The organism is Gottfriedia sp. NPDC058432 (genome assembly GCF_042721555.1).
GTDB lineage: Bacteria > Bacillota > Bacilli > Bacillales > Bacillaceae_G > Gottfriedia.
The window spans coordinates 125,911-145,846 of sequence record NZ_JBHXLC010000004.1 but is presented as its reverse complement, the minus strand read 5'-3'; the positions used below and the strand labels follow the sequence as shown (position 1 = coordinate 145,846).

21 protein-coding genes are annotated in these 19,936 nt (G+C 32.8%); 8 read left to right on the top strand and 13 right to left on the bottom strand.

The window, feature by feature from the left end; genetic code table 11:
• Nucleotides 1-3: 3 nt before the first annotated feature.
• Nucleotides 4-927, bottom strand: coding sequence for an iron-hydroxamate ABC transporter substrate-binding protein (locus tag ACFWM3_RS06440; RefSeq protein WP_390310786.1), 924 nt, complete (start codon nucleotides 925-927; stop codon nucleotides 4-6).
• A 196-nt stretch (nucleotides 928-1,123) separates the two neighbouring features.
• On the opposite strand from ACFWM3_RS06440, the gene lipL reads away from it, so the two are divergent.
• A complete protein-coding gene (gene lipL / locus ACFWM3_RS06435) occupies nucleotides 1,124-1,972 on the top strand; it encodes an octanoyl-[GcvH]:protein N-octanoyltransferase (RefSeq protein WP_056469174.1) in 849 nt (282 codons plus the stop codon).
• 177 nt (nucleotides 1,973-2,149) lie between these two features.
• Here lipL and pta read toward each other — a convergent pair whose 3' ends face one another.
• Nucleotides 2,150-3,121, bottom strand: coding sequence for a phosphate acetyltransferase (gene pta / locus ACFWM3_RS06430; RefSeq protein WP_390310785.1), 972 nt, complete (start codon nucleotides 3,119-3,121; stop codon nucleotides 2,150-2,152).
• 235 nt (nucleotides 3,122-3,356) lie between these two features.
• Between pta and hemQ the strand changes: the two genes are divergently transcribed.
• From hemQ to gerQ, 3 genes are all read left to right on the top strand, one after another.
• Nucleotides 3,357-4,103: a hydrogen peroxide-dependent heme synthase gene (gene hemQ / locus ACFWM3_RS06425; protein WP_390310784.1), complete on the top strand. Its 747-nt coding sequence runs from the start codon at nucleotides 3,357-3,359 to the stop codon at nucleotides 4,101-4,103.
• A 222-nt stretch (nucleotides 4,104-4,325) separates the two neighbouring features.
• Nucleotides 4,326-4,754: a cell wall hydrolase gene (locus ACFWM3_RS06420; protein WP_056469162.1), complete on the top strand. Its 429-nt coding sequence runs from the start codon at nucleotides 4,326-4,328 to the stop codon at nucleotides 4,752-4,754.
• Between the two features lie 28 nt (nucleotides 4,755-4,782).
• Nucleotides 4,783-5,175, top strand: a complete 393-nt coding sequence (gene gerQ, locus ACFWM3_RS06415; protein ID WP_390310782.1) for a spore coat protein GerQ — start codon at nucleotides 4,783-4,785, stop codon at nucleotides 5,173-5,175.
• A 51-nt stretch (nucleotides 5,176-5,226) separates the two neighbouring features.
• Here gerQ and ACFWM3_RS06410 read toward each other — a convergent pair whose 3' ends face one another.
• A complete protein-coding gene (locus ACFWM3_RS06410; protein WP_056469157.1) occupies nucleotides 5,227-5,592 on the bottom strand; it encodes a DUF423 domain-containing protein in 366 nt (121 codons plus the stop codon).
• A gap of 18 nt (nucleotides 5,593-5,610) precedes the next feature.
• Nucleotides 5,611-5,898: a DUF5327 family protein gene (locus tag ACFWM3_RS06405; RefSeq protein ID WP_390310780.1), complete on the bottom strand. Its 288-nt coding sequence runs from the start codon at nucleotides 5,896-5,898 to the stop codon at nucleotides 5,611-5,613.
• A gap of 139 nt (nucleotides 5,899-6,037) precedes the next feature.
• On the opposite strand from ACFWM3_RS06405, the gene ACFWM3_RS06400 reads away from it, so the two are divergent.
• Complete coding sequence (locus ACFWM3_RS06400; protein ID WP_390310778.1) at nucleotides 6,038-6,850, top strand: Cof-type HAD-IIB family hydrolase; 813 nt, start codon at nucleotides 6,038-6,040, stop codon at nucleotides 6,848-6,850.
• Between the two features lie 57 nt (nucleotides 6,851-6,907).
• On the opposite strand, the gene ACFWM3_RS06395 is transcribed toward ACFWM3_RS06400, so the two are convergent.
• The 6 genes from ACFWM3_RS06395 to ACFWM3_RS06370 form a co-directional block, all read right to left on the bottom strand.
• A complete protein-coding gene (locus ACFWM3_RS06395; protein WP_390310777.1) occupies nucleotides 6,908-7,576 on the bottom strand; it encodes a uracil-DNA glycosylase in 669 nt (222 codons plus the stop codon).
• 76 nt (nucleotides 7,577-7,652) lie between these two features.
• Nucleotides 7,653-8,636, bottom strand: a complete 984-nt coding sequence (locus tag ACFWM3_RS06390) for a YeiH family protein (RefSeq protein ID WP_390310775.1) — start codon at nucleotides 8,634-8,636, stop codon at nucleotides 7,653-7,655.
• Nucleotides 8,637-8,748: 112 nt separating this feature from the next.
• Nucleotides 8,749-9,675 carry a glycosyltransferase family 2 protein gene (locus ACFWM3_RS06385; protein WP_056469143.1) on the bottom strand — a complete coding sequence of 309 codons (927 nt, stop codon included), beginning with the start codon at nucleotides 9,673-9,675 and terminating at the stop codon, nucleotides 8,749-8,751.
• 109 nt (nucleotides 9,676-9,784) lie between these two features.
• Nucleotides 9,785-11,932, bottom strand: a complete 2,148-nt coding sequence (locus ACFWM3_RS06380; protein ID WP_390310773.1) for a YhgE/Pip family protein — start codon at nucleotides 11,930-11,932, stop codon at nucleotides 9,785-9,787.
• A gap of 197 nt (nucleotides 11,933-12,129) precedes the next feature.
• Nucleotides 12,130-13,227, bottom strand: a complete 1,098-nt coding sequence (locus ACFWM3_RS06375; RefSeq protein ID WP_056469138.1) for an ABC transporter permease — start codon at nucleotides 13,225-13,227, stop codon at nucleotides 12,130-12,132.
• Nucleotides 13,224-14,144, bottom strand: a complete 921-nt coding sequence (locus tag ACFWM3_RS06370; protein ID WP_390310771.1) for an ABC transporter ATP-binding protein — start codon at nucleotides 14,142-14,144, stop codon at nucleotides 13,224-13,226. The genes ACFWM3_RS06375 and ACFWM3_RS06370 overlap by 4 nt, the downstream gene beginning before the upstream one ends.
• A 361-nt stretch (nucleotides 14,145-14,505) precedes the next feature.
• Here ACFWM3_RS06370 and ACFWM3_RS06365 point away from each other — a divergent pair, with 361 nt between their 5' ends.
• On the top strand, nucleotides 14,506-15,555 hold the full coding sequence (locus ACFWM3_RS06365; RefSeq protein WP_390310769.1) for an acyltransferase family protein: 1,050 nt from the start codon (nucleotides 14,506-14,508) through the stop codon (nucleotides 15,553-15,555).
• Nucleotides 15,556-15,581: 26 nt separating this feature from the next.
• Here ACFWM3_RS06365 and ACFWM3_RS06360 read toward each other — a convergent pair whose 3' ends face one another.
• Nucleotides 15,582-16,124 (bottom strand): PTS sugar transporter subunit IIA, encoded by a 543-nt coding sequence (locus ACFWM3_RS06360; RefSeq protein ID WP_390310767.1) that lies wholly within the window; start codon nucleotides 16,122-16,124, stop codon nucleotides 15,582-15,584.
• A gap of 281 nt (nucleotides 16,125-16,405) precedes the next feature.
• On the opposite strand from ACFWM3_RS06360, the gene ACFWM3_RS06355 reads away from it, so the two are divergent.
• Nucleotides 16,406-16,903, top strand: coding sequence for a precorrin-2 dehydrogenase/sirohydrochlorin ferrochelatase family protein (locus tag ACFWM3_RS06355; protein WP_082459418.1), 498 nt, complete (start codon nucleotides 16,406-16,408; stop codon nucleotides 16,901-16,903).
• A 36-nt stretch (nucleotides 16,904-16,939) separates the two neighbouring features.
• Here ACFWM3_RS06355 and ACFWM3_RS06350 read toward each other — a convergent pair whose 3' ends face one another.
• Nucleotides 16,940-19,120 carry a DNA topoisomerase III gene (locus ACFWM3_RS06350; RefSeq protein WP_390310765.1) on the bottom strand — a complete coding sequence of 727 codons (2,181 nt, stop codon included), beginning with the start codon at nucleotides 19,118-19,120 and terminating at the stop codon, nucleotides 16,940-16,942.
• 143 nt (nucleotides 19,121-19,263) lie between these two features.
• On the bottom strand, nucleotides 19,264-19,497 hold the full coding sequence (locus ACFWM3_RS06345; protein WP_390310763.1) for a hypothetical protein: 234 nt from the start codon (nucleotides 19,495-19,497) through the stop codon (nucleotides 19,264-19,266).
• Nucleotides 19,498-19,627: 130 nt separating this feature from the next.
• On the opposite strand from ACFWM3_RS06345, the gene ACFWM3_RS06340 reads away from it, so the two are divergent.
• Nucleotides 19,628-19,888 carry a YesK family protein gene (locus ACFWM3_RS06340; RefSeq protein ID WP_390310762.1) on the top strand — a complete coding sequence of 87 codons (261 nt, stop codon included), beginning with the start codon at nucleotides 19,628-19,630 and terminating at the stop codon, nucleotides 19,886-19,888.
• Nucleotides 19,889-19,936 lie beyond the last annotated feature (48 nt).

Below are 19,936 nucleotides of genomic sequence, written 5' to 3'. Positions count from 1 at the left end.
CTATTAATTTTCTAAAAATGATTTTTTAAAGAATGCTAGCTGTTTTTCAAGTGTAACTGGGTCACTAAACGAAGCGCCATCGCCAAGCATTTCGTATACACGATTATTTTTTACAGCTGGAATAGATTTATATGTATCTGTTTTCTGGAACGATATATCTCCATCTGCGTATTTACTTAAAATAATGTAATCTCCTGCATATTGTGGCAGCACTTCTGTAGAAAGCGTGTAATAACCATCTTTTAAAGCCACTTCTTTTACTTTCTCAGGCATTTTTAATTTCATTGCTTGGTATAGTATTTCAGTTCCTCGGGCCCAATTATTACCGAATACATATAGCTGTTTATCATATGATTCAAATACTGATACAGTTGCATTTTCACCAATTTTAGCTCGAATTTCATCTCCTGCTTTTTCCGCGCGTTGTTTAAAGTCACCAACCCATTCTCTGGCTTCCTTCTCTTTGTTTAACAGTTTACCAATTTCGATATGCTGTGCTAAATAATCTAACTTACCCCACGTGTATGTAACCGTTGGAGCAATCTCTTTCAATTTATCTATGTTTTTAATAGTTGATAACCCAATAATTAAATCCGGTTTTAACTCAATTATTTTTTCAAGATTCTCATCTGATACTTCCGCTACATCCTTTAATTCTTTCGTAAAAGTTGGATTATGCTTTGACCAAACATCTACCCCAACAACATTTACTCCTAAAGAAATGACATTACCCGTAAAACCTGAAAGTAAGATAACGCGTTTTGGATGTGTTGGTAATTCAACGGGACCAGTTTCTGATTGATATGTAAATGTTTTAGATTGATCATCCATATTTGAAGTGCTAGCCTTCTTATCTGACGAATTATAACTACATGCGCTCGTGATTAATACAAAAATAAGAATAAACGGTAATAATAACTTTTTCATTTAAATCTCCTTTTTTTATTATTATCAACCTTATACTTAATTGATAACGATTATCATTTTCATTACTTTATTTACTATATGTTTGATTTAAATTATTGTCAACCTATATTTACTATTCAGAATATGAAGTTTTTTTATTTAGTTTAAAATCATGCTAAAATAGGAAAACAAACGCAAAACGCAAGGGGCTTATTTAATGAATCAACATTTGAATCGGTTACAAACAGATGAAATACGTTTTATAGACGGCTCAACTTTAGGGCCATCCTTTGAGGCGATCCAATCTTTTGCATTAGATGACACATTATGTACAAAAATTGGGAAAATGGAGTCTCCAACAACAATTCGAACATGGGTACATCACAATACAATCGTTCTAGGAATTCAAGATACTAGACTGCCGAATCTAACAAATGGGGTTAAATTTCTTAATGACCATGGATACAAGGCAATCGTACGAAATTCAGGTGGGCTTGCTGTTGTTTTAGATGAAGGTGTTTTAAATATCTCTATCCTCTTTCCAGAGGCTGAACATAAGCTGCAAATTAATGACGGCTATGAAACGATGTATGCACTAATTCAAGATATGTTTAAGGACTTAACAGATAAAATAGTTGCTAAAGAAATAGTCGGATCATATTGTCCAGGAGATTTTGATTTAAGTATTGATGACAAGAAGTTTGCGGGTATTTCTCAACGTCGGATCCGTAAAGGGGTTGCTGTTCAAATTTATTTATGTATTAACGAAAGTGGTTCAAAACGTGCTTCAGTTATTAAAGATTTTTATGAAATTGCGATTGATAACAAAGAAACTTCGTTTAAATATCCTACAATTATTCCTGATACAATGGCATCTCTTTCCGAACTACTATCATTAAATCTTACAGTGACGGATGTAATGACAAGACTACTTCAATCTTTAATTAAATTAACTCCAAAATTAACTCCTAACTCTTTACTTGATGATGAAATAGAATTATATAATTACCATTTGCAACGAATGATCGATCGTAATTCGGAAATAAGTTCTATGCAAGAAAGATAAGAGCAGAATAAGGATTTTATAAATTGAAAAAACCAAAAGGCTGAAAAATACCTTTTGTTTTTTTGGTTTTTTCTTAAATACAGGTTTAATCAATAAACACAAAGTGTTCTAATAAAAAATGAGTGCTCATAAGTTCATTGACTTAAGAGCACTCTTTTTACTTAACACAAGCCCTAATTATAGTGCTTGAGCAGCTGTGATGATTGATAATTTATAAACGTCTTCACTGTTACAACCACGAGATAGGTCATTAACAGGCATATTTAAGCCTTGTAGGATTGGTCCGATTGCTTCAAAGTTACCTAAACGTTGAGCAATTTTGTAACCAATGTTACCTGCTTCTAAGCTTGGGAATACGAATGTGTTAGCATCACCTTGAATAACTGAATCAGGAGCTTTGCTTTTTGCAACAGATGGTACAAATGCTGCATCAAATTGGAACTCGCCATCTAAAGTTAATTCAGGAGCAAGCTCTTTTGCAATTTTAACTGCTTCTGCAACTTTTTCAGTTTCAGGCGATTTTGCAGATCCTTTTGTTGAAAAGCTTAACATTGCAATTTTAGGGTCAATGTCAAATAGTTTAGCTGTTTTTGCACTTTCAATTGCAATTTCAGCTAAGTCTTGGCTATTTGGGGCAATATTAATCGCGCAATCTGCAAATACGTATTTCTCATCTTCACGAACCATGATAAATACACCAGATGTTTTTGTAACGCCTGGTTTTGTTTTAATGATTTGAAGCGCTGGTCGTACTGTATCTGCAGTTGAATGTGTTGCACCACTAACTAATCCTTGAGCAATGTTTGCATATACTAACATCGTTCCAAAGTAGTTTGGATCTAATAATGCTTTACGAGCTTGCTCTTCAGTTGCTTTTCCTTTACGGCGTTCAACAAATGATGCAACTAATTGCTCTATTTCTCCATAAGTAGATGGGTCTAAAATTTCTACTCCTTGAAGTTCTAAACCTAAGCTACTTGCTTTTTCTTTCACGCTTTCTACATTACCTATTAAAATCGGTTTTAATACATCTTCTTTCGCTAGTCTGTCAGCTGCTGTTAAGATTCTCTCATCTGTACCTTCTGGTAAAACAATCGAAATACCTTTACCTGATACTTTTTGTTTAATGCTTTCAAATAGATTGCTCATAATAGCCTCCGAAATCTTTAAAATTATTTTATTTGTACATAATTAGAATAAAACCTTTTTAGTATAATGAAAAATATAATATATTTAATAAAGCGCTATCATTTAAAGTAAATTAATTCCTAATTTTCAAACTAAATTTGAATACTGTATAATTTTGTATGTTTTTACAAAATACTTTTATTTGTAGTATGCTATATAAATGAAAATCAATACGATAACGTTTGGGGGATTTAAAATGAGTGAAGCTGCAAAAACTTTAGATGGCTGGTATTGTTTACATGATTTTAGAAGTATGGATTGGCATGCTTTTAAACAATTAAGTAGTGATGAGCGTCAACTAGCGATTACAGAGTTCCAACAAGTTTTCTCAAAATGGAATCAAGTTGCTGATTCTGGTGAAGGTAGCCATGCTATTTACAATATTTTAGGTCAAAAAGCAGACATTATGTTTATGGTTTTACGACCTACAATGGATGAGTTATTACATATCGAAACAGAAATTAACAAAACTACATTATCTCAATTTTTGATTCCAACTTATTCATACGTTTCTGTTGTTGAATTAAGTAATTACTTAAGCGAAGAAGATGGCGATCCATATCAAAATCCGCATGTTCGCTCTAGACTTTACCCTGCTTTACCAAAATCTCAATACGTATGCTTCTATCCAATGGATAAAAAGCGTGAAGGTGAAGATAACTGGTACATGCTTCCTTCAGGTGCTCGTAAAGAAATGATGTACAGTCACGGAAAAATTGGTCGCACTTACGCTGGTAAAGTTAAACAAATTATTACTGGTTCTGTTGGATTTGATGATTATGAATGGGGCGTTACTTTATTCTCTGAAGACGTACTACAATTCAAAAAATTAATCTATGAAATGCGCTTTGATGAAGTAAGTGCTCGTTATGGAGTATTTGGTTCATTCTTTGTTGGAACAATTCTAAAAGAAGATGGATTCTCGAAATATCTTTACGTATAATTGAATACTTTAGAGTATCCACTGAATACGATCAGTCATAGTATATAAATTAAAAGACTTCTCTTTTTTGAGAAGTTTTTTTTATTTTCCTATTGGAAAAGAAGTCATATGTTTCTTTCAATTTTAATATAGTTACAGTAGTGAACGAACTAATTAGTCCTCGCTTTCCGATCACCAATGGGATTCATGCAGAATATTTAATTCGGATGAGGAGGCTTTTTTATGGCTGTAATTCGTTTTACCGATGCTGAGGTTTCTTTGCTTGCAAGATTAATGCGTGCTGAAGCTGAAGGTGAAGGTCAACAAGGTATGTTAATGGTTGGAAATGTCTGTGTTAATAGGGTTTTATGTGATTGCTTAGATTTTAGAGACATTCGAAGTATATCAGATATGGTTTATCAAAATCCTGGTGGATTCGAAGCTGTTCAAAAATCTTACTTTTACCAACGTGCCAGGGATCAAGATATTGAACTATCTAGAAAAGTAATAGCAGGGCAACGTTTTTGGCCAGCCACTTATGGCCTATGGTTCTTCCGACCTGCAGGTTCATGCCCAGGAACTTGGTTTAACCAAAAACTAGCAGGAAGATTTAAATCACATTGCTTTTATCAACCAACTTCTCAAGATTGTCCTAAAGTTTACAGTGTTTAGTTTGATTTAACTAAGGGAGGTTTTTTCTTTGAGTAATCCTTACGAATATTATCCAAATCTTTATCGTGCGGCGCAACCTGCCCAAGGGCAAGGGCAAGGACAACAAACCGGACAGGGGCAAGGATATGCAGCCCCATCAGGCGGTATGATTACCCAACAAGGTCAAGTTACCGCCTCGGCTAGTATGTTTGAACAATCCTATGTAGAAAATATACTTAGAGCCAATCGTGGGAAAATTGCTACGGTTTATATGACGTTCACTGGTCACCAGCAACAAGTATTTGTCGGGTATATTATGGGAGCTGGACGTGACCATATTGTACTCAGAGATGTAAATACAACCAAAACATTCGTATTGTTGACAATTTACTTAGATTACGTCACATTTGACGAAGAAATAGCTTTACCTTATCAACTATAAAAAAAAGTGTTCAATATAGTGCAATAATTGCACTTTTATTGAACACTTTTTTTATTTCATTACTGAAATCCCTACTAAAATCCAAGCTACTAAAAATGCTAAACCACCTAATGGTGTAATTGCACCTAGTATCTTAATTCCAGATACACTTAATATGTACAGGCTTCCTGAGAATAAGACGATCCCTATAATAGATAACCATCCCGCCCACATTAATTGAGTCGTTGAACCAAATTTATCAATTAAAAATGCGATAATAAATAGTCCACCTGTTTGGAACATTTGATATTGAACAGCCTTTTGCCAAATTTGAAGCGATTTTTCGGAAATTTTCCCCTCTAGTCCATGTGCTCCAAATGCACCTAATGCGATTGATAAAAATGCAAAAATACTACCAAATAAGAAAAATAGTTTCACTTTTTCTCCCCCTTTATCTTAAAAATCTAATAATGATCCACTTTGTTCCGAGTCATCTAATTTAGGCATCACAGAAGGTCCGGACATAATAGGCTGACTTGGTATTGATTGAATGATACTACTAGTTATTATATTCTTTGGAACCTCTACTCTGCCCTCGTCTTCAAGAAGCAACTCACATAAAGAACGAATACTGGCAATTCTTTCTCGAAACTGTCCAGGTTTTTGCGTACTTACTTTTGCCTTATGTAACTCATTTTCAATTTGCTGGATTACTTTTTCTACACTGATATTCAGATAAATCACCACCAAACTTTATTAACACAATCCAATAAACCCTATTATACTATGGCTTTTTTCTGAAAGCGAATACCAACCAAATTAAGCACTATTTTAATCGAACGGTGGTATACTAAAAAAGTTAATTTTTAGGAGGTAATGTAATTTGAACTATAAAATGATCGTTTTGGATATCGATGACACACTTTTAACGGATCAACATGTTATTTCGCAAAGAACGAAGGAAGCTTTACTCAAAGCTCAAGATATGGGTGTAAAAGTAGTGTTAGCTTCCGGTAGACCAACCTTTGCAATGCATAAGTTAGCTGAGGAACTATTACTACATGATTATGGTAGTTATGTTCTATCATTTAACGGGGGGATCATTACTGACTATCAAACAAAAAATAATGTTTATGAATGTACGCTAACAAAAGAGCAAGCACATGAACTTTATGAGATTAGTAAGAAACATAATGTCTTCGTTCATACATATGTTGAAAATGATATTATTACAGAACAAGGGAATCAATATACTGATATTGAAGGCCAACTCACAGGCATGCAAATTAAAGAAGTAAGCAGCTTTACCGAGCATGTGCAAAATGACGTTGTGAAGTTGTTAATGTTAGAGGACCCAGAAAAACTAGCTCAAGTTGAAAAGATACTCCAAAAAGAGCTTGAAGGTAAAATTAGTGTCATGCGCTCGAAGCCGTTCTTTTTAGAACTAACAAACAGTGAGGTAGATAAAGGTAAAAGTCTAAATCACTTAATTCAAATTTTAGGAATACGACAAGACGAAGTAATCGCTGTAGGAGACGGATATAATGACCTACCGATGATTAAATTTGCGGGTCTAGGTGTTGCGATGGGAAATGCTCCTGAAGAAATTAAGCAACAAGCAGATTATGTCACTGCTACAAATAATGAAGATGGCGTGGCTAAAGTCGTTGAAAAGTTTATATTGAGTAATAAATAATAAACACAAAAAAAGGTTGTCTAAAAAGACAACCTTTTTTTAAATCCTATTTATAGGCTACTCAACTGTCCAATCAATCGGTTCCAGTTGAAGTTCTACTAGTTTTTGGTTAATTTGTGAAAATGGTTTGCTACCAAAGAAACCTCTACTAGCTGACAATGGACTTGGATGATGTGATTTTAATATTACATGGTGGTTACTGGTAATCAATTCTTCTTTAGCTTGAGCATGTTTACCCCATAGAACAAAAATAATCGGACGTTCTTGCTTATTTAACTCGGATAAGATCGTATTCGTAAATAGTTCCCACCCTTTATTTTTATGGGAATTTGCTTCCCCTTCACGAACAGTTAAAACAGTATTTAATAATAAAATCCCCTGTTTTGCCCAATTATTTAAATATCCGCTCGTAGGTATTTCTAACCCTAAATCACTATTTAATTCTTTATAAATATTTCTTAAAGAGGGCGGTATTTTCACTCCCGGTAATACAGAAAAACTTAACCCATGCGCTTGACCTGGCTGATGATAAGGATCTTGTCCAATTATCACTACTTTACAATCTTCATATGAACACTCGTTTAATGCCTGAAATAAATGCTCTTTGGCAGGGTATATTGTTTGTTCTTTGTATTCTTTTTCAAGAAATTGCAATAAATCTTTAAAATACGTTTTTTCAAACTCTGGTTTTAATTTTTCTCTCCAATTTGATGATAAGTTAAACAATGAAATACCACCTTTCCTGACGAAATTTCCCGAGAAATAGATATGAATTGTTGTTTTTTGTCGTTGTTCGCGTTTATTAATAGATTACTTGAATTAATAAAATTGCTATGATGATTTGAAATCCTACGATGCTTAATGCATAAAGTGAAAGTGACTTCCCTTGTTTAATGATCATTTTTAGATTTACATTTAAACCAATTGCAGCGAGTGCAATAATTTCAAATAAGTGACTAGTCTTATTCGAAATATTCGCAGCCCAACTTGGTATCACTCCCAAACTATAAAAAACACAAAGGATGACAAATCCAATTACATACCAAGGAAATTGGATTTTTACTTTTTCAATCGAATCCTCCGCTAAGTGTCTTCTTTTTATAGAAGATAAGCTAAAAACTACAAAAACTAAAAAAACTACTCGAATCAGTTTAAATAAAGTGGCATAATTCTTTACTTCATCATTCACTAAACTACCACTAGCAACTACTTGTCCCACTGATTGTAATGTACTTCCGATTAGTGCAGAGGTCGGCAATGTTTCTGAGTGATATAATACAGATGCTATTAAAGGCAAAATAAACATTAAGACTGTTCCCATCATATTTACAAGTGTCACAGCCAGTCCCTTTTCTTCTTGAGTGGCTTGTATAGCTGGGGCTGTTGCGCCAATTGCTGATGAACCACAAACTGCATTTCCACTTGCCATTAAATAGCTAAAATTCAAACCAAAACCTAGTTTTTCGCCTAACCAAATCGTAAAAATGATGACTAAACACATTTGTATCACGATTAACAAAATTCCTTTTAATCCTAATAAGCCAATCATTTGAATACTGATCGTTGCACCTAGTAAAAATATTGAGATCTCTAATAATTTACTTTCTGCAAACTTTCTACCGCCTTCAAAATAAGGCTTTAAGTGTATTGTATTACCAACAATCAATCCGATTAATATTGAAAATGTAGCTGCTCCAACCGGCAATATATAAGAAAGTGTTTCGCTAATAAGTGCAATAAAAAGGCAAAGAACTATCCCTGGAATAGCTTTATAAAGATTCCCCATATTATTCTCCAAGCTTTCATTAAAATATTATTCTATCTTTAAATATTATGTAATGAAAAAAGAAATTCGACAAGATTCTTGTCGAATTTCCAAATTTATCATATCGTGAAATTTAATCTTCATCATAGCTTGAAGACTCAACAATGTATTGGGGTCTTCTCTTTGTTTCGTAATAGATCTTACCTAAATATTCACCTAATACCCCAATCATCAAGATTTGAACTCCGCCAAATAACATAATGAAATTGGAAATCGTATATAAACCAGGAATTCTAATCCCAACAAAAATTACTTTAAAGCTCATCATAATAAAAATTACAAGACTTATTCCAATTAATAATAATCCGACTTTCGTTAACAACCTCAATGGTCTAGTATTGAAACACAATATATACTCAATGGATTTTTTTACCGAATCTAGTCTTCTTACTTCTGACTCTTTGTTAATGATTCTTGATGTTATTTCATACTCAATCGTTTTTATTTTGTAACCAATCCAGTTAAAAATACCTTTTGAATAGCGATTTGATTCTGGCATATTTAAAATAGCATTCACTACTTTTCTGCTTAATAAACGAAAGTCTGATTCATTTTGCAAAATATCAGGGTCCACAAATTTTTTAATGACCTTCTCAAAAATGCCTTTTTTCGCTTTTTTAAGAACTGAATTCTCTATTTTTTTTGAAGCTACTACATGGTTATGACCTTTTTTGTATTCATCCATCATCTCTAAAATAACATTCGGTGGATGTACAAAGTTTCCATCCATTAGGATGACAACATCGCCTTTTGCATGTTCAAGTCCAGCACAAATTGCTCCCTCTCTTCCGAAGCGGCGGGTAAACGAGATATATTTCAAATGACTGCTATGATTTGCAACAACTTGAAGTGCTAATAATGTATCATCTTCACTTCCGTCGTTTATATAAATAATTTCATAATCTTCTTTTAGTAACTTTATTGTATTTGATAAATCAACGTGAAATCTCTCAAAATTTTCTCCATTGTTATAACAATATACAACAACTGATAATTTCATACAAAACACCTACTTCTCCTAAAAGCTATGAAGATATAACTTTTATCTATGTTATAGCACTTGGCAAAACAGTTCAATGATTTTTATATGAATTTATTTTTTCAAAAGACTAATGGATGAGTCTACTCTTCTTAGAAAGATCTACAATTTTACTTGCTCTTTTATTAATAGGTGCTTTAAGAACAACCCCCACTATAATTGCAATGATGACAAAAAGAATTAGGATTGGAAGGTCCTTATAAATCGTATCCCATACGATTCCACCAGTCGCCTCTCTTAACAAGCTTAATGCATAGGTAAAAGGCAGAAATGGATTTATTTTTTGAAAAAATGGTGGAGTTACTTGGATCGGATAAACTCCTCCTGCTCCTGATATTTGGAGAACCAAAAAGATAATACCGATACCTTTCCCAATATTTCCGAAAACCGAAACAAGCGTATAAACAATAAACGTAAATACAATGCTAATCAATAGTGCAAATAAGATAAAATAACCTCTACTTGCTGCATAAGTACCTAAGATCAGAAAGTTACCAGTAGTCACTACTAATGTTTGTAATATCCCAATAGTAATAAAGGTCAATAATCTTCCAAAATAAACTTCTCTACTCTTATATGGCTTTTCTTCATGAACTTCAGTAGTTAATAACGATACCATTAATAAACCTCCTACCCATAATGACAATGTTGTATAAAATGGAGTCAAACCTGTACCATAATTCGGTATTGGAAACATTCGCTCCTTTTTTATTAGGATTGGGTTAGAATAAAAGTCACTTACCTTTTCTATATCTGTTCGAAGAAAATTAATTAAATCCTCGATGTTTCCTTTTTCTTTCGCCTTTCTAATCTCATTAGCTATTTTTTTTATTTTCGTCTCAATCATTGGTAACTCATTTACTAATTGCTGTATATCACCCTTTTTCGTTGCTAATAAATTTGATGTATCCTGAAGTACACCTTTTATTGTTGGTATACTCGTTTTTGCATCAGCCAAAACAGTCTGGGTATTTTTTATTGATTCATTCACTAATCTTGAAGCTTCACTTATTTTTGGCGCTAAATCTTGATCAAAATTTCCGTTTAAACTGTTTATCTTGTTATTTATACTTGCCACGTTCTCATTCATTTTTTGAAGTAAATCAGTCGGTAGGTCGTTTCCGCTTTGTATTGCATTTTTTAATTGAGCATTCTCATTTTGAATCGTCATTAAATCTGCTTCTAGACCTTTTAATACACTAACATCTTTACTAAAACCCGCTTTATTGCCTAAGCTATTAAACGATTGCAGAACTTGATTTAAAGAAGTAACCATATTTCTTGAATTCGGTAGTACTTTTCCGATTTCATTCGATAGCCTCATCGATTCATCTTGACTAATTGTTTGATCCTGCAATTGTGATAATGTACTTTGTATAACAGCAGACTGGTTCTGGAGTAGGTTAAGTGTCTCTTTAATAAATGGAGTTGAATCTTGTATTGATTGGTTAATTTGATTAAAAAAGCCACTTAAACTAGCTGTTAATTTTTCACCATTCGCTACAATATTATTAATCAATTCCATGTCTTTTTTTGTAGTTTGAATAACGCTTTGTACTTTTTTATAGTCATTTAATGCTGTATTCACAGTTGTCTTTATTTCGGGTAAATCTTTTTCAAGTTTAAAAACCATTTGCTCAAATTTTTTTATTTCAGGTAAATTTGCTTGTAAATCAATTCCTATTTTATTAAACTCCTGCAATACTTCCTTACTTACGGTCTTTTCAAATTTCTTTGTAATCTCACTCGCAATACCGGTTGCACCTTTTTCAGTATATTTCGGCGCAACTATATTTAGCTTTTCATTCACTTGATAAATTAGTTCGGGTTTTTGAGGCTGATCTGTTAAAACCGTGCTAATTTTATTTGAAAAATCATTCGGTATTAAAATACTAGCGTAATATTTTCCTTGTTTAACCCCTTCATTTGCAACTTTCTTACTTGTAAATCTCCAGCCTAAAGAGGGATTTTGTTTTAAAGAATGTATTACTTCGTTTCCGATATTAATTTTATTGTTTAAGACAGTAGCACCACGATCCTCATTTACAATCGCGATCTTTAAGCCCTTTGTATTTCCATACGGATCCCAAGAGGACTTTATATTAAACCATGCATACATTGAGGGCATGATAATTAAACCAATGATAATCATCAATGCAGCCCAATTTGTTACAACCCGCTTTACATCACGAAAATAGATTTCAAATATTGAACTCACCTGTAACTCACCTAATCTTAATTTTTTAAGTAGTATGCAATAAATAATGCATAACTATTCTTAAAGTAGTATGGATGAATCTTGATAAAGAAAAGGTAAAAAAAAGACTTTCACTAAAATTAGCGAAAGTCTTTTTTAACGAAAGTCTTTGAATTACTTTGTTTTATCTACATTATTCATTATCTAATTTTTCCCTCTTACTCCCATCTAAAAGTACGTGCAGCAATGAAGAAACTTACGACCATCCAGACACATAACCAGCCGAAATCTGGAAGTAAATCTCCAAATGATGCTCCGACATTCATAATATCGCGCATCGCAGTTGATAAGTGCGTGATTGGAATTGTCTTTATAATCGGCTGTAAATATTCGGGCATATTATTTACAGGGAAAAATACTCCACCTAAAAACATTAGTGGGAACGAGATGAAACCTGCAATTGGTCCAGCACTTTCTGGACTTTTCGCTAAACTTGCTATAATAAATCCAATGCTCATAAATGTTAATGTACCTAATACAACAAATAACACTACTAATAGAAATGATCCTCGAATACTTACGTCAAATCCAAAATAGCCAATTAGAATGGTTAAGATTGCTTGTAAGCTATTCAATATTAGCCTTGCTGTAATTTGCGCGGCAATAAACGTTGAGGCTCTTAATGTAGTGCCTTGCATTCGTCTTAGAACTCCTCGTTCTCTCCAAGACGCAATTTGGCCTGCGACACCATTCATATTGTTATTCATGATTTGCATTGCAATAATTCCAGGTACTAAAAAGTCTAAATATGAAAGAGTAATGCCAGCTACCCCTTTAAAGTCTGTTACGATTTTAGGTGTATACCCTGCCATTTGTTTACTAGCGGCATCAACATATGCTGTAATTGTTGCAATTCCACCTTGAAGCTGGGCTGCATTACTTTCATTATAAAGTACTTTTATTTGTGCAGGAGCGGATTTTTGTTTAGATGTCACTTGATCTTGAAATCCTTTGTTAATGACGATTACAAAATCGGTTTTACCATCAGATAATAATTTCCTAGACTTTAATTCATTTGTTTTTTGATGAATTTTAAGCGATTTTTGTTTATCTAAAACAGTTGTAATTTGTTTACTTACTTGAGTGTTGTCATAATCAATTAAGTTTACGGAATAACTAGTTGTATTCCCATCATTAAACATTAATCCAAAAATAATCATAAAGAAAAACGGAAATAATAATGTCCAGATTAGTGCTTGACGATTACGTACATAAATCCGGAGTTGGGCTAAAGTCAATTGATAATAAGCCTTCATTCTTCACGTAACCCCCTTCCAGTCATATGTAAAAATACGTCCTCAAGAGTGGCAGTTCTAGTCGATAAATCCGAAATCCTCATATCTTGATCTTTTGTATACTCAAGTAAAGCCATTAATGAAGCTTGTAAGTTTCGAGTATACAATGTAACAAAATCATGATTGATCACGACATTCATTACACTGTCTAAATGTGCAAACTTTTCTTCTTGCTCTGGTAGTTTTGTCTTAAATTCAACCGCACTCTCTGCAGAAATTGAACTAACCAGATTGTTTGGTGTATCTAGCGCAATTAATTTGCCTTTATCCATGATACCAATGCGATCAGCTAGTACATGTGCCTCATCCATATAGTGAGTTGATAAAACGACTGTTTTACCGCGTTCTTTTAGTTTTAAAATGATATCCCACAATGTTCTACGAGCTTGTGGATCAAGTCCTGTAGTTGGCTCATCTAAAAATATGATTTGAGGATCATGAATTAATGCTAATGCAATTGCTAATCGCTGCTTTTGTCCACCTGATAATCCTTTTACTAGACTATTTTGCTTTTCAGATAAAAGCATTTCATCAATCAACGGTTGAATCGGGATATGACTTGGATAAAAACTTGCATACATTTCAATGATTTCCTTTACTTTTAACAGTTCAAATAAGGATGTTGATTGGAGTTGTATTCCAATCTCTTGTTTGATTTTATATGAGTCTTTACCGATCACATGGCCTGCAATAGTAGCCGTACCTTCATCTGGTTTTCTTAATCCTACAAGCATCTCCATTGTCGTAGATTTACCAGCTCCATTTGGACCAAGTAATCCAAAAACTTCACCCTTTTCAACTTCAAAACTAATTCCATTTACAGCGTAAAAATCTCCATATCTCTTTTTAAGATTTTCAACTTTAATAATTGAGCCCATAGTTTTTCCTTCACCTCGACTAATCAAATGATTATTTAAAGAGTGCACTATCTTTTTTAATTCAGCCTGCTAAGTATATAATGCAAAACATATTTTATTTGTCGAAAGAACTGATTATTAATAATTTTTAATAAAAATTTACATTTTTTACCAACATGTATTATCTGGCGCTACACTTTACCCCCAAACTTATTTGCAGCCTTTTATGAAATATTTATTTACATTTTATAACTTGATTGTAATGTCCATGTTGTCACTTTGTAATACTCATCCGTTACAATATGTTGGACATTATTAAAAAAAATTGGCTTTAATCTGAAGTTTTTTTGCTTTAAGTAAGCCATAAAAACAAGGTGATAAAATGAAAATAGAACGTGAAAAATGGTTGGATGTTGCCAAAATGATCGGCATCTTTTTGGTTGTTTATGGTCATTCTACAGAAGGTCCGAATTCTATTACATTTATTTACTGGTTCCATATGCCCCTGTTTTTTATAATTAGTGGCTATTTATTTAAACCGGTCAATTCGATTAATGAACTTAAATTTTTTATAAAAAAACTAACATTTAGATTGCTTGTACCTTACTGTACGTATTTAGTTTTATTTAGTTTATATAACATCGCCATAGAGGTACTAAACGGAACCATTAACCAATTAAATTTATCAAAAGAAGTCCTTTCTTTGTTAATTGGTGGTAGATTTATTACTGGAGTCCATGGCGTATTTTGGTATGTGACATGTTTATTTATTACTCAAATATTATTTGCGTTAATCTGCTTATACTTTAAAAAGAATAGTACCCGTCTATTCATCGTTATTGCATGCTATTTGCTTGCACATTTTGAAACAATTAAATTAATTCCACAAGTTGGTAAAAATACCTTTAATCAAATTACGATTCCTTGGAATATGGATGTTGCTCTACTGGCTATTTTCTTTTTAGGGTTAGGATTCTTTACAAAAAAATTGTTAGCGTCCATTTCTAACTTCATTGGAATATCCTGTATTACGCTAAGCATCGGTTATATGACCCTATATGAATTGAATAAATTAGACTACCATTTAAGTCTTAAATATTTAAGATATAACCACCTATTTTTAGATGCATTAATTCCAATAACAATGACGATTGCCGTACTTTATTTATGTCAAAAGCTTGCAAAACTACAATTTATCCAGCCTTGCACAATATTTGGTAAAGAATCATTAACGATTATGTACATCCACATTTTTGCAAATGCTGTTTTTTCACAGTTTTTCGATTATGGACCGCTATTGTACACAATGATTGGCTTAGTCGTACCTATGGTTGCGAAGAAATTTATTATTGAAACACAACCTACTATAAAACCGTTGTTCATTGGTTTAAATGTAAAACGAAAACAACATTTAAAAGTAAGAACTGCATAAAAAAAATAGCCCTAGGGCTATTTTTTTTATTTTAATGTAGCTACAGCTGCATCTGAACCTCTTTGGATTGAGCCAGTTGCTGTAACTTTAATATTTTCTAGCGCATCTCCATTTGTAAAAATAACTGGAGTAATTGTGCTTTTGGCATTTTCTTTTATGTAGTCAATATTGAATGTTAATAAATGGTCTCCAGCATTAACACTTTGTCCTTCTGTAATATGAGCATCGAAACCTTCACCATTTAGTTTTACTGTTTCTAGGCCAACGTGAATTAAAATTTCAACACCCTCTTTTGAACGAATTCCAATAGCGTGTTTAGTGTGGAATACTTGTACGATTTCTCCATCAAAAGGAGCTACGACAACGCCTTCCGTAGGTGTAATAGCAAATCCATCACCCATCATTTTTTCTGCAAATACAGGATCTGGTACTTCAGATAGTGGATGTATCTCACCAGTTAATGGCGCTTTAATGACAACTTCCTTAACTGCTTCCGTAGATACAGGAGCAGATCCTTGTTGCTGTTCATTTTCCTCTAAACCGAACATTTTTTTTAATTTGTTAAACATAATACTCACCTTTTCTTTAAATTAGATTCCAGTCTTATCATTATCTTTTCATAGAAAATAATACTAATTATCCTAACAGAAAAAATACTTTTATGCTAAAGAAAAGATGAACTTTTATTGAATTATTAACCAAACTGTAGCATATCTACAATAAATGACATGAAAAATCCTCACACGAATCATTTATTAGCTAGTAGCTAGTTCTAAAAATTGGCAATACATATGATAAAATAATGATGCATTACTATTTGTCCATCCAATTAATAGATAGGAGCGATTAGATGACTGAAATGGTTCCATTAGTTTTCTCACTTCAAAACAAAAAGATAGTGATCATCGGAGGAGGAAAAATCGCTTTTCGAAAAGCAAAAGCGTTTATAAAAAGTGGTGCTTCAATTACGATTATAAGCCCAAAACTATGTGATGAATTTAAACAGTTACCTACAATAAAATGGATAAATAAGTATTTTGAAAAAGCTGACCTAACTGAAGCACATATTGTTATTGCAGCTACAGATGATAAAAATCTAAATAAATTCGTCAAAGATTGCACATCAGATTTCCAATGGTTTAATGATGTAAGTGATCAAAATAACAGTGATTTCCATACACCGGCTGTGGTTCGTAGAGGAGACCTTATTGTATCAGTCTCAACTTCTGGTAAAAGTCCAGTCCTATCAAAAAAGATAAAAAAGGAACTAGACACTTATTTTGACGATCATTATAGTGAAGTCGTAAATGAATATGCAATTGAACGAAAAAAACCAGTCATAGAGTAAACTCACATGACTGGTTCTAGTGCAGTATCCCTGCCTTTATTGTTTTTTCAGCTTTGCTAAGGCTTCTGCAAATGGGTTGTTAAATGGTTCATCATCTTGTTTATCCTGTTGCTTTAAATATTTTTGAACGTCTCGTTTTGATACTTTACTATTTTTTTCTTTCGAACGTCGATCTTTAAAAGTAGAAAGTTTTTCTCTATGCCCACATGCACATACAAAAATTTGACCTTCTCCTTCGCCTCTTAGTTCTAAACGTTTGTGGCAATTAGGACATCTCGCGTTAGTTGACTGTGAAATTGTTTTACGATGACCACATTCCCTGTCCTGGCACACTAACATTTTTCCACGTTTACCGTTTACTTCTAACATAAGCTTTCCGCAGTCAGGACATTTAGTACTTGTCATGTTATCATGCTTAAATTTTTGTTCAGTTTGTTTTATTTCTTTCACTGCATCTGAAGAAAAACTAATCATTTCACTCATAAATTTAGATTTAGCTAATTTACCTTTGGAGATGGCTTGAAGCTTCTGCTCCCACTCGGCTGTTAGAGCTGGTGACTTCAATGCTTCTGGAACAAGATTTAATAATTGTTTCCCTTTATTTGTGATGAAAATATCTTTTCCCTTTTTTTCAATTAAAAAGCTACTGTAAAGTTTTTCAATAATATCCGCTCTTGTTGCAACTGTTCCCAATCCGCCTGTTTCGCCAATCGTCTTTTTTAAATCATTACTATTACCAGACATAAAATGAACTGGATTTTCCATTGCACTTAAAAGTGTGGCTTCATTGAAGTATGCTGGTGGTTTCGTATACCCTTTTGTTTCAATTACTTTAGCGACTTCAAGACGCTCATTTTCATTAATAATTGGTAATCGTTGATCTTCTGAACTGTCAAGATCGTCTTCGTCTTTAAAGACTTCTTTCCATCCCAGTGATATAACCCTTTTACCTTTGGCAACAAATACTTCGTTATCAACTTCTGCAATAACCTTTTCCTGTTCATATACGTACGGAGGTAGTAAGACTGCTAAAAATCTTCTTACGATTAGTTCATATATTTTAAATTCTTTTGAAGAAAGTTCACTCAATATAGGCGCCTGCTCTGTTGGTATAATCGCATGGTGATCTGAAACCTTGTTATCATCTACAAATGACTTATTAACTTTAATCGGTTGATTCGTTAACTTCATAATGATTTTTCCATAAGGTTTTATGTTACATGCTGATAAACGTTCCTTTAATGTATCAACTAAATCCGATGATAAATATCTTGAATCAGTTCGTGGATATGTGACAACTTTATGGTGTTCATATAACTTTTGCATGATGGATAAGGTTTCTTTAGGTGAAAAGTTAAATCTTTTATTCGCTTCTCTTTGAAGCTCAGTTAAATCGTAAAGCTGTGGAGCAAAAGATTTTTTTTCGGCTGTCGAAACTTCATTAACCTTTAGTTGTTTTCCTTTTATAGTTCCAATAATTTTTTGTAATTCATCGGACGTTTTAATTTTCTGGTCATTCGACTTACGATTTTGCCACGTAAAAGTTACATTATTTGCTAATACTTGTAACCCATAATAAGTTTGTTGCTTAAATTCTTTTATTTCCTTTTCACGCTCTAAAATCATCGAAAGTGTGGGAGTTTGAACCCTACCACATGAAAGTTGAGCATTATGCTTACAAGTAAGTGCTCTTGTTGCATTTATCCCCACAATCCAATCTGCCTCAGCTCTTGCTACAGCAGAAAGATATAGATTTTCATATTCCTTACCACTACGTAAATTTTCAAAGCCTTTTTTTACTGCCTGATCTGTGGCAGAAGAAATCCACAGTCTTTTAATTGGTTTATTAACCTTTGCCAATTGAAGAATCCATCTTGCAACAAGTTCACCTTCTCGCCCTGCATCCGTTGCGATCACGATATCTGAAACATCTTTTCTTAATAATTGAGTTTTTACAGCTTGAAATTGCTTGCCTGTCTTTTTAATAACAACAAGCTTTAATTTATCTGGAATCATTGGTAAATCTTCTAAATTCCATGACTTATACTTATTATCATATCCCTCAGGATCAGCCAAAGTCACAAGATGCCCTAGTGCCCAGGTCACAATATACTTTTTACCTTCTAAAAAACCATTACCCTTTTGATTGCACCCTAGCACTTTAGCTATATCTCTAGCAACTGAAGGCTTTTCCGCTAATACTACAGTTTTACTCATATAATACTCCTTAGTTTATTTACAAATTTCTTATTAACTAACTTTAACACTTCTACTAATCTAAATTCAAAATCTAATTGTATTACTTTTATTAGGGTATGATAATACACTAATAAAAACTAAGAGTTCTAATTTATTTTTTATTAATTTTCATAGCAGTCATCTTTAATTTCTTTTTGACATGCACATAGAATTATTCCATATTTAGTTTTCAAATTTATATTTAGTGCTTTCAATCTAGTAGAATATAAAATACAAAGTTCCTCATATAACTTCCTTTCCTCTAAATCACAGTTTACCAATGATTTACTAGCTTCAAATAACTTTCTTCTTAATTCAAGACAATATTTAAGTTCATTTTCACTAAAATTGTTCATATTTAACGCCTCCGCTGTTAATCTTTATTCTATATACTAAAGTTAGAGGAAATAAAAGATGGTCAAATAAATGCCTTTTCTTTTTGTAATATAGTTATTTTTCTTGATTTAAATATTGAAGGGAGTATATATGAATCCTCTATTGTTAGTTACAATTATTTCAACTGGGATTCTAATTTCTATTTCTTTATTTTTAAATAGAAAAAAGTCACCATTCCAGTATGTTTTTCCATTAGTTATTTCCATATTAGGTATCGCCGTTATAATTTTGGGCTTAGTCGTAGGAAGATGGCAAGGGCTTGGATTAAGTACAGTTGGCTTTTCTCTCTTATTATCCTCAATAATTGCAGTAATAGTAGTTTCTATCGTTTCTCTTAGAAAAGAGCATTAACTAAAAAGTGCCCGGCTACTTCAGCACAGGCACTTTTTTTGGTTGTTA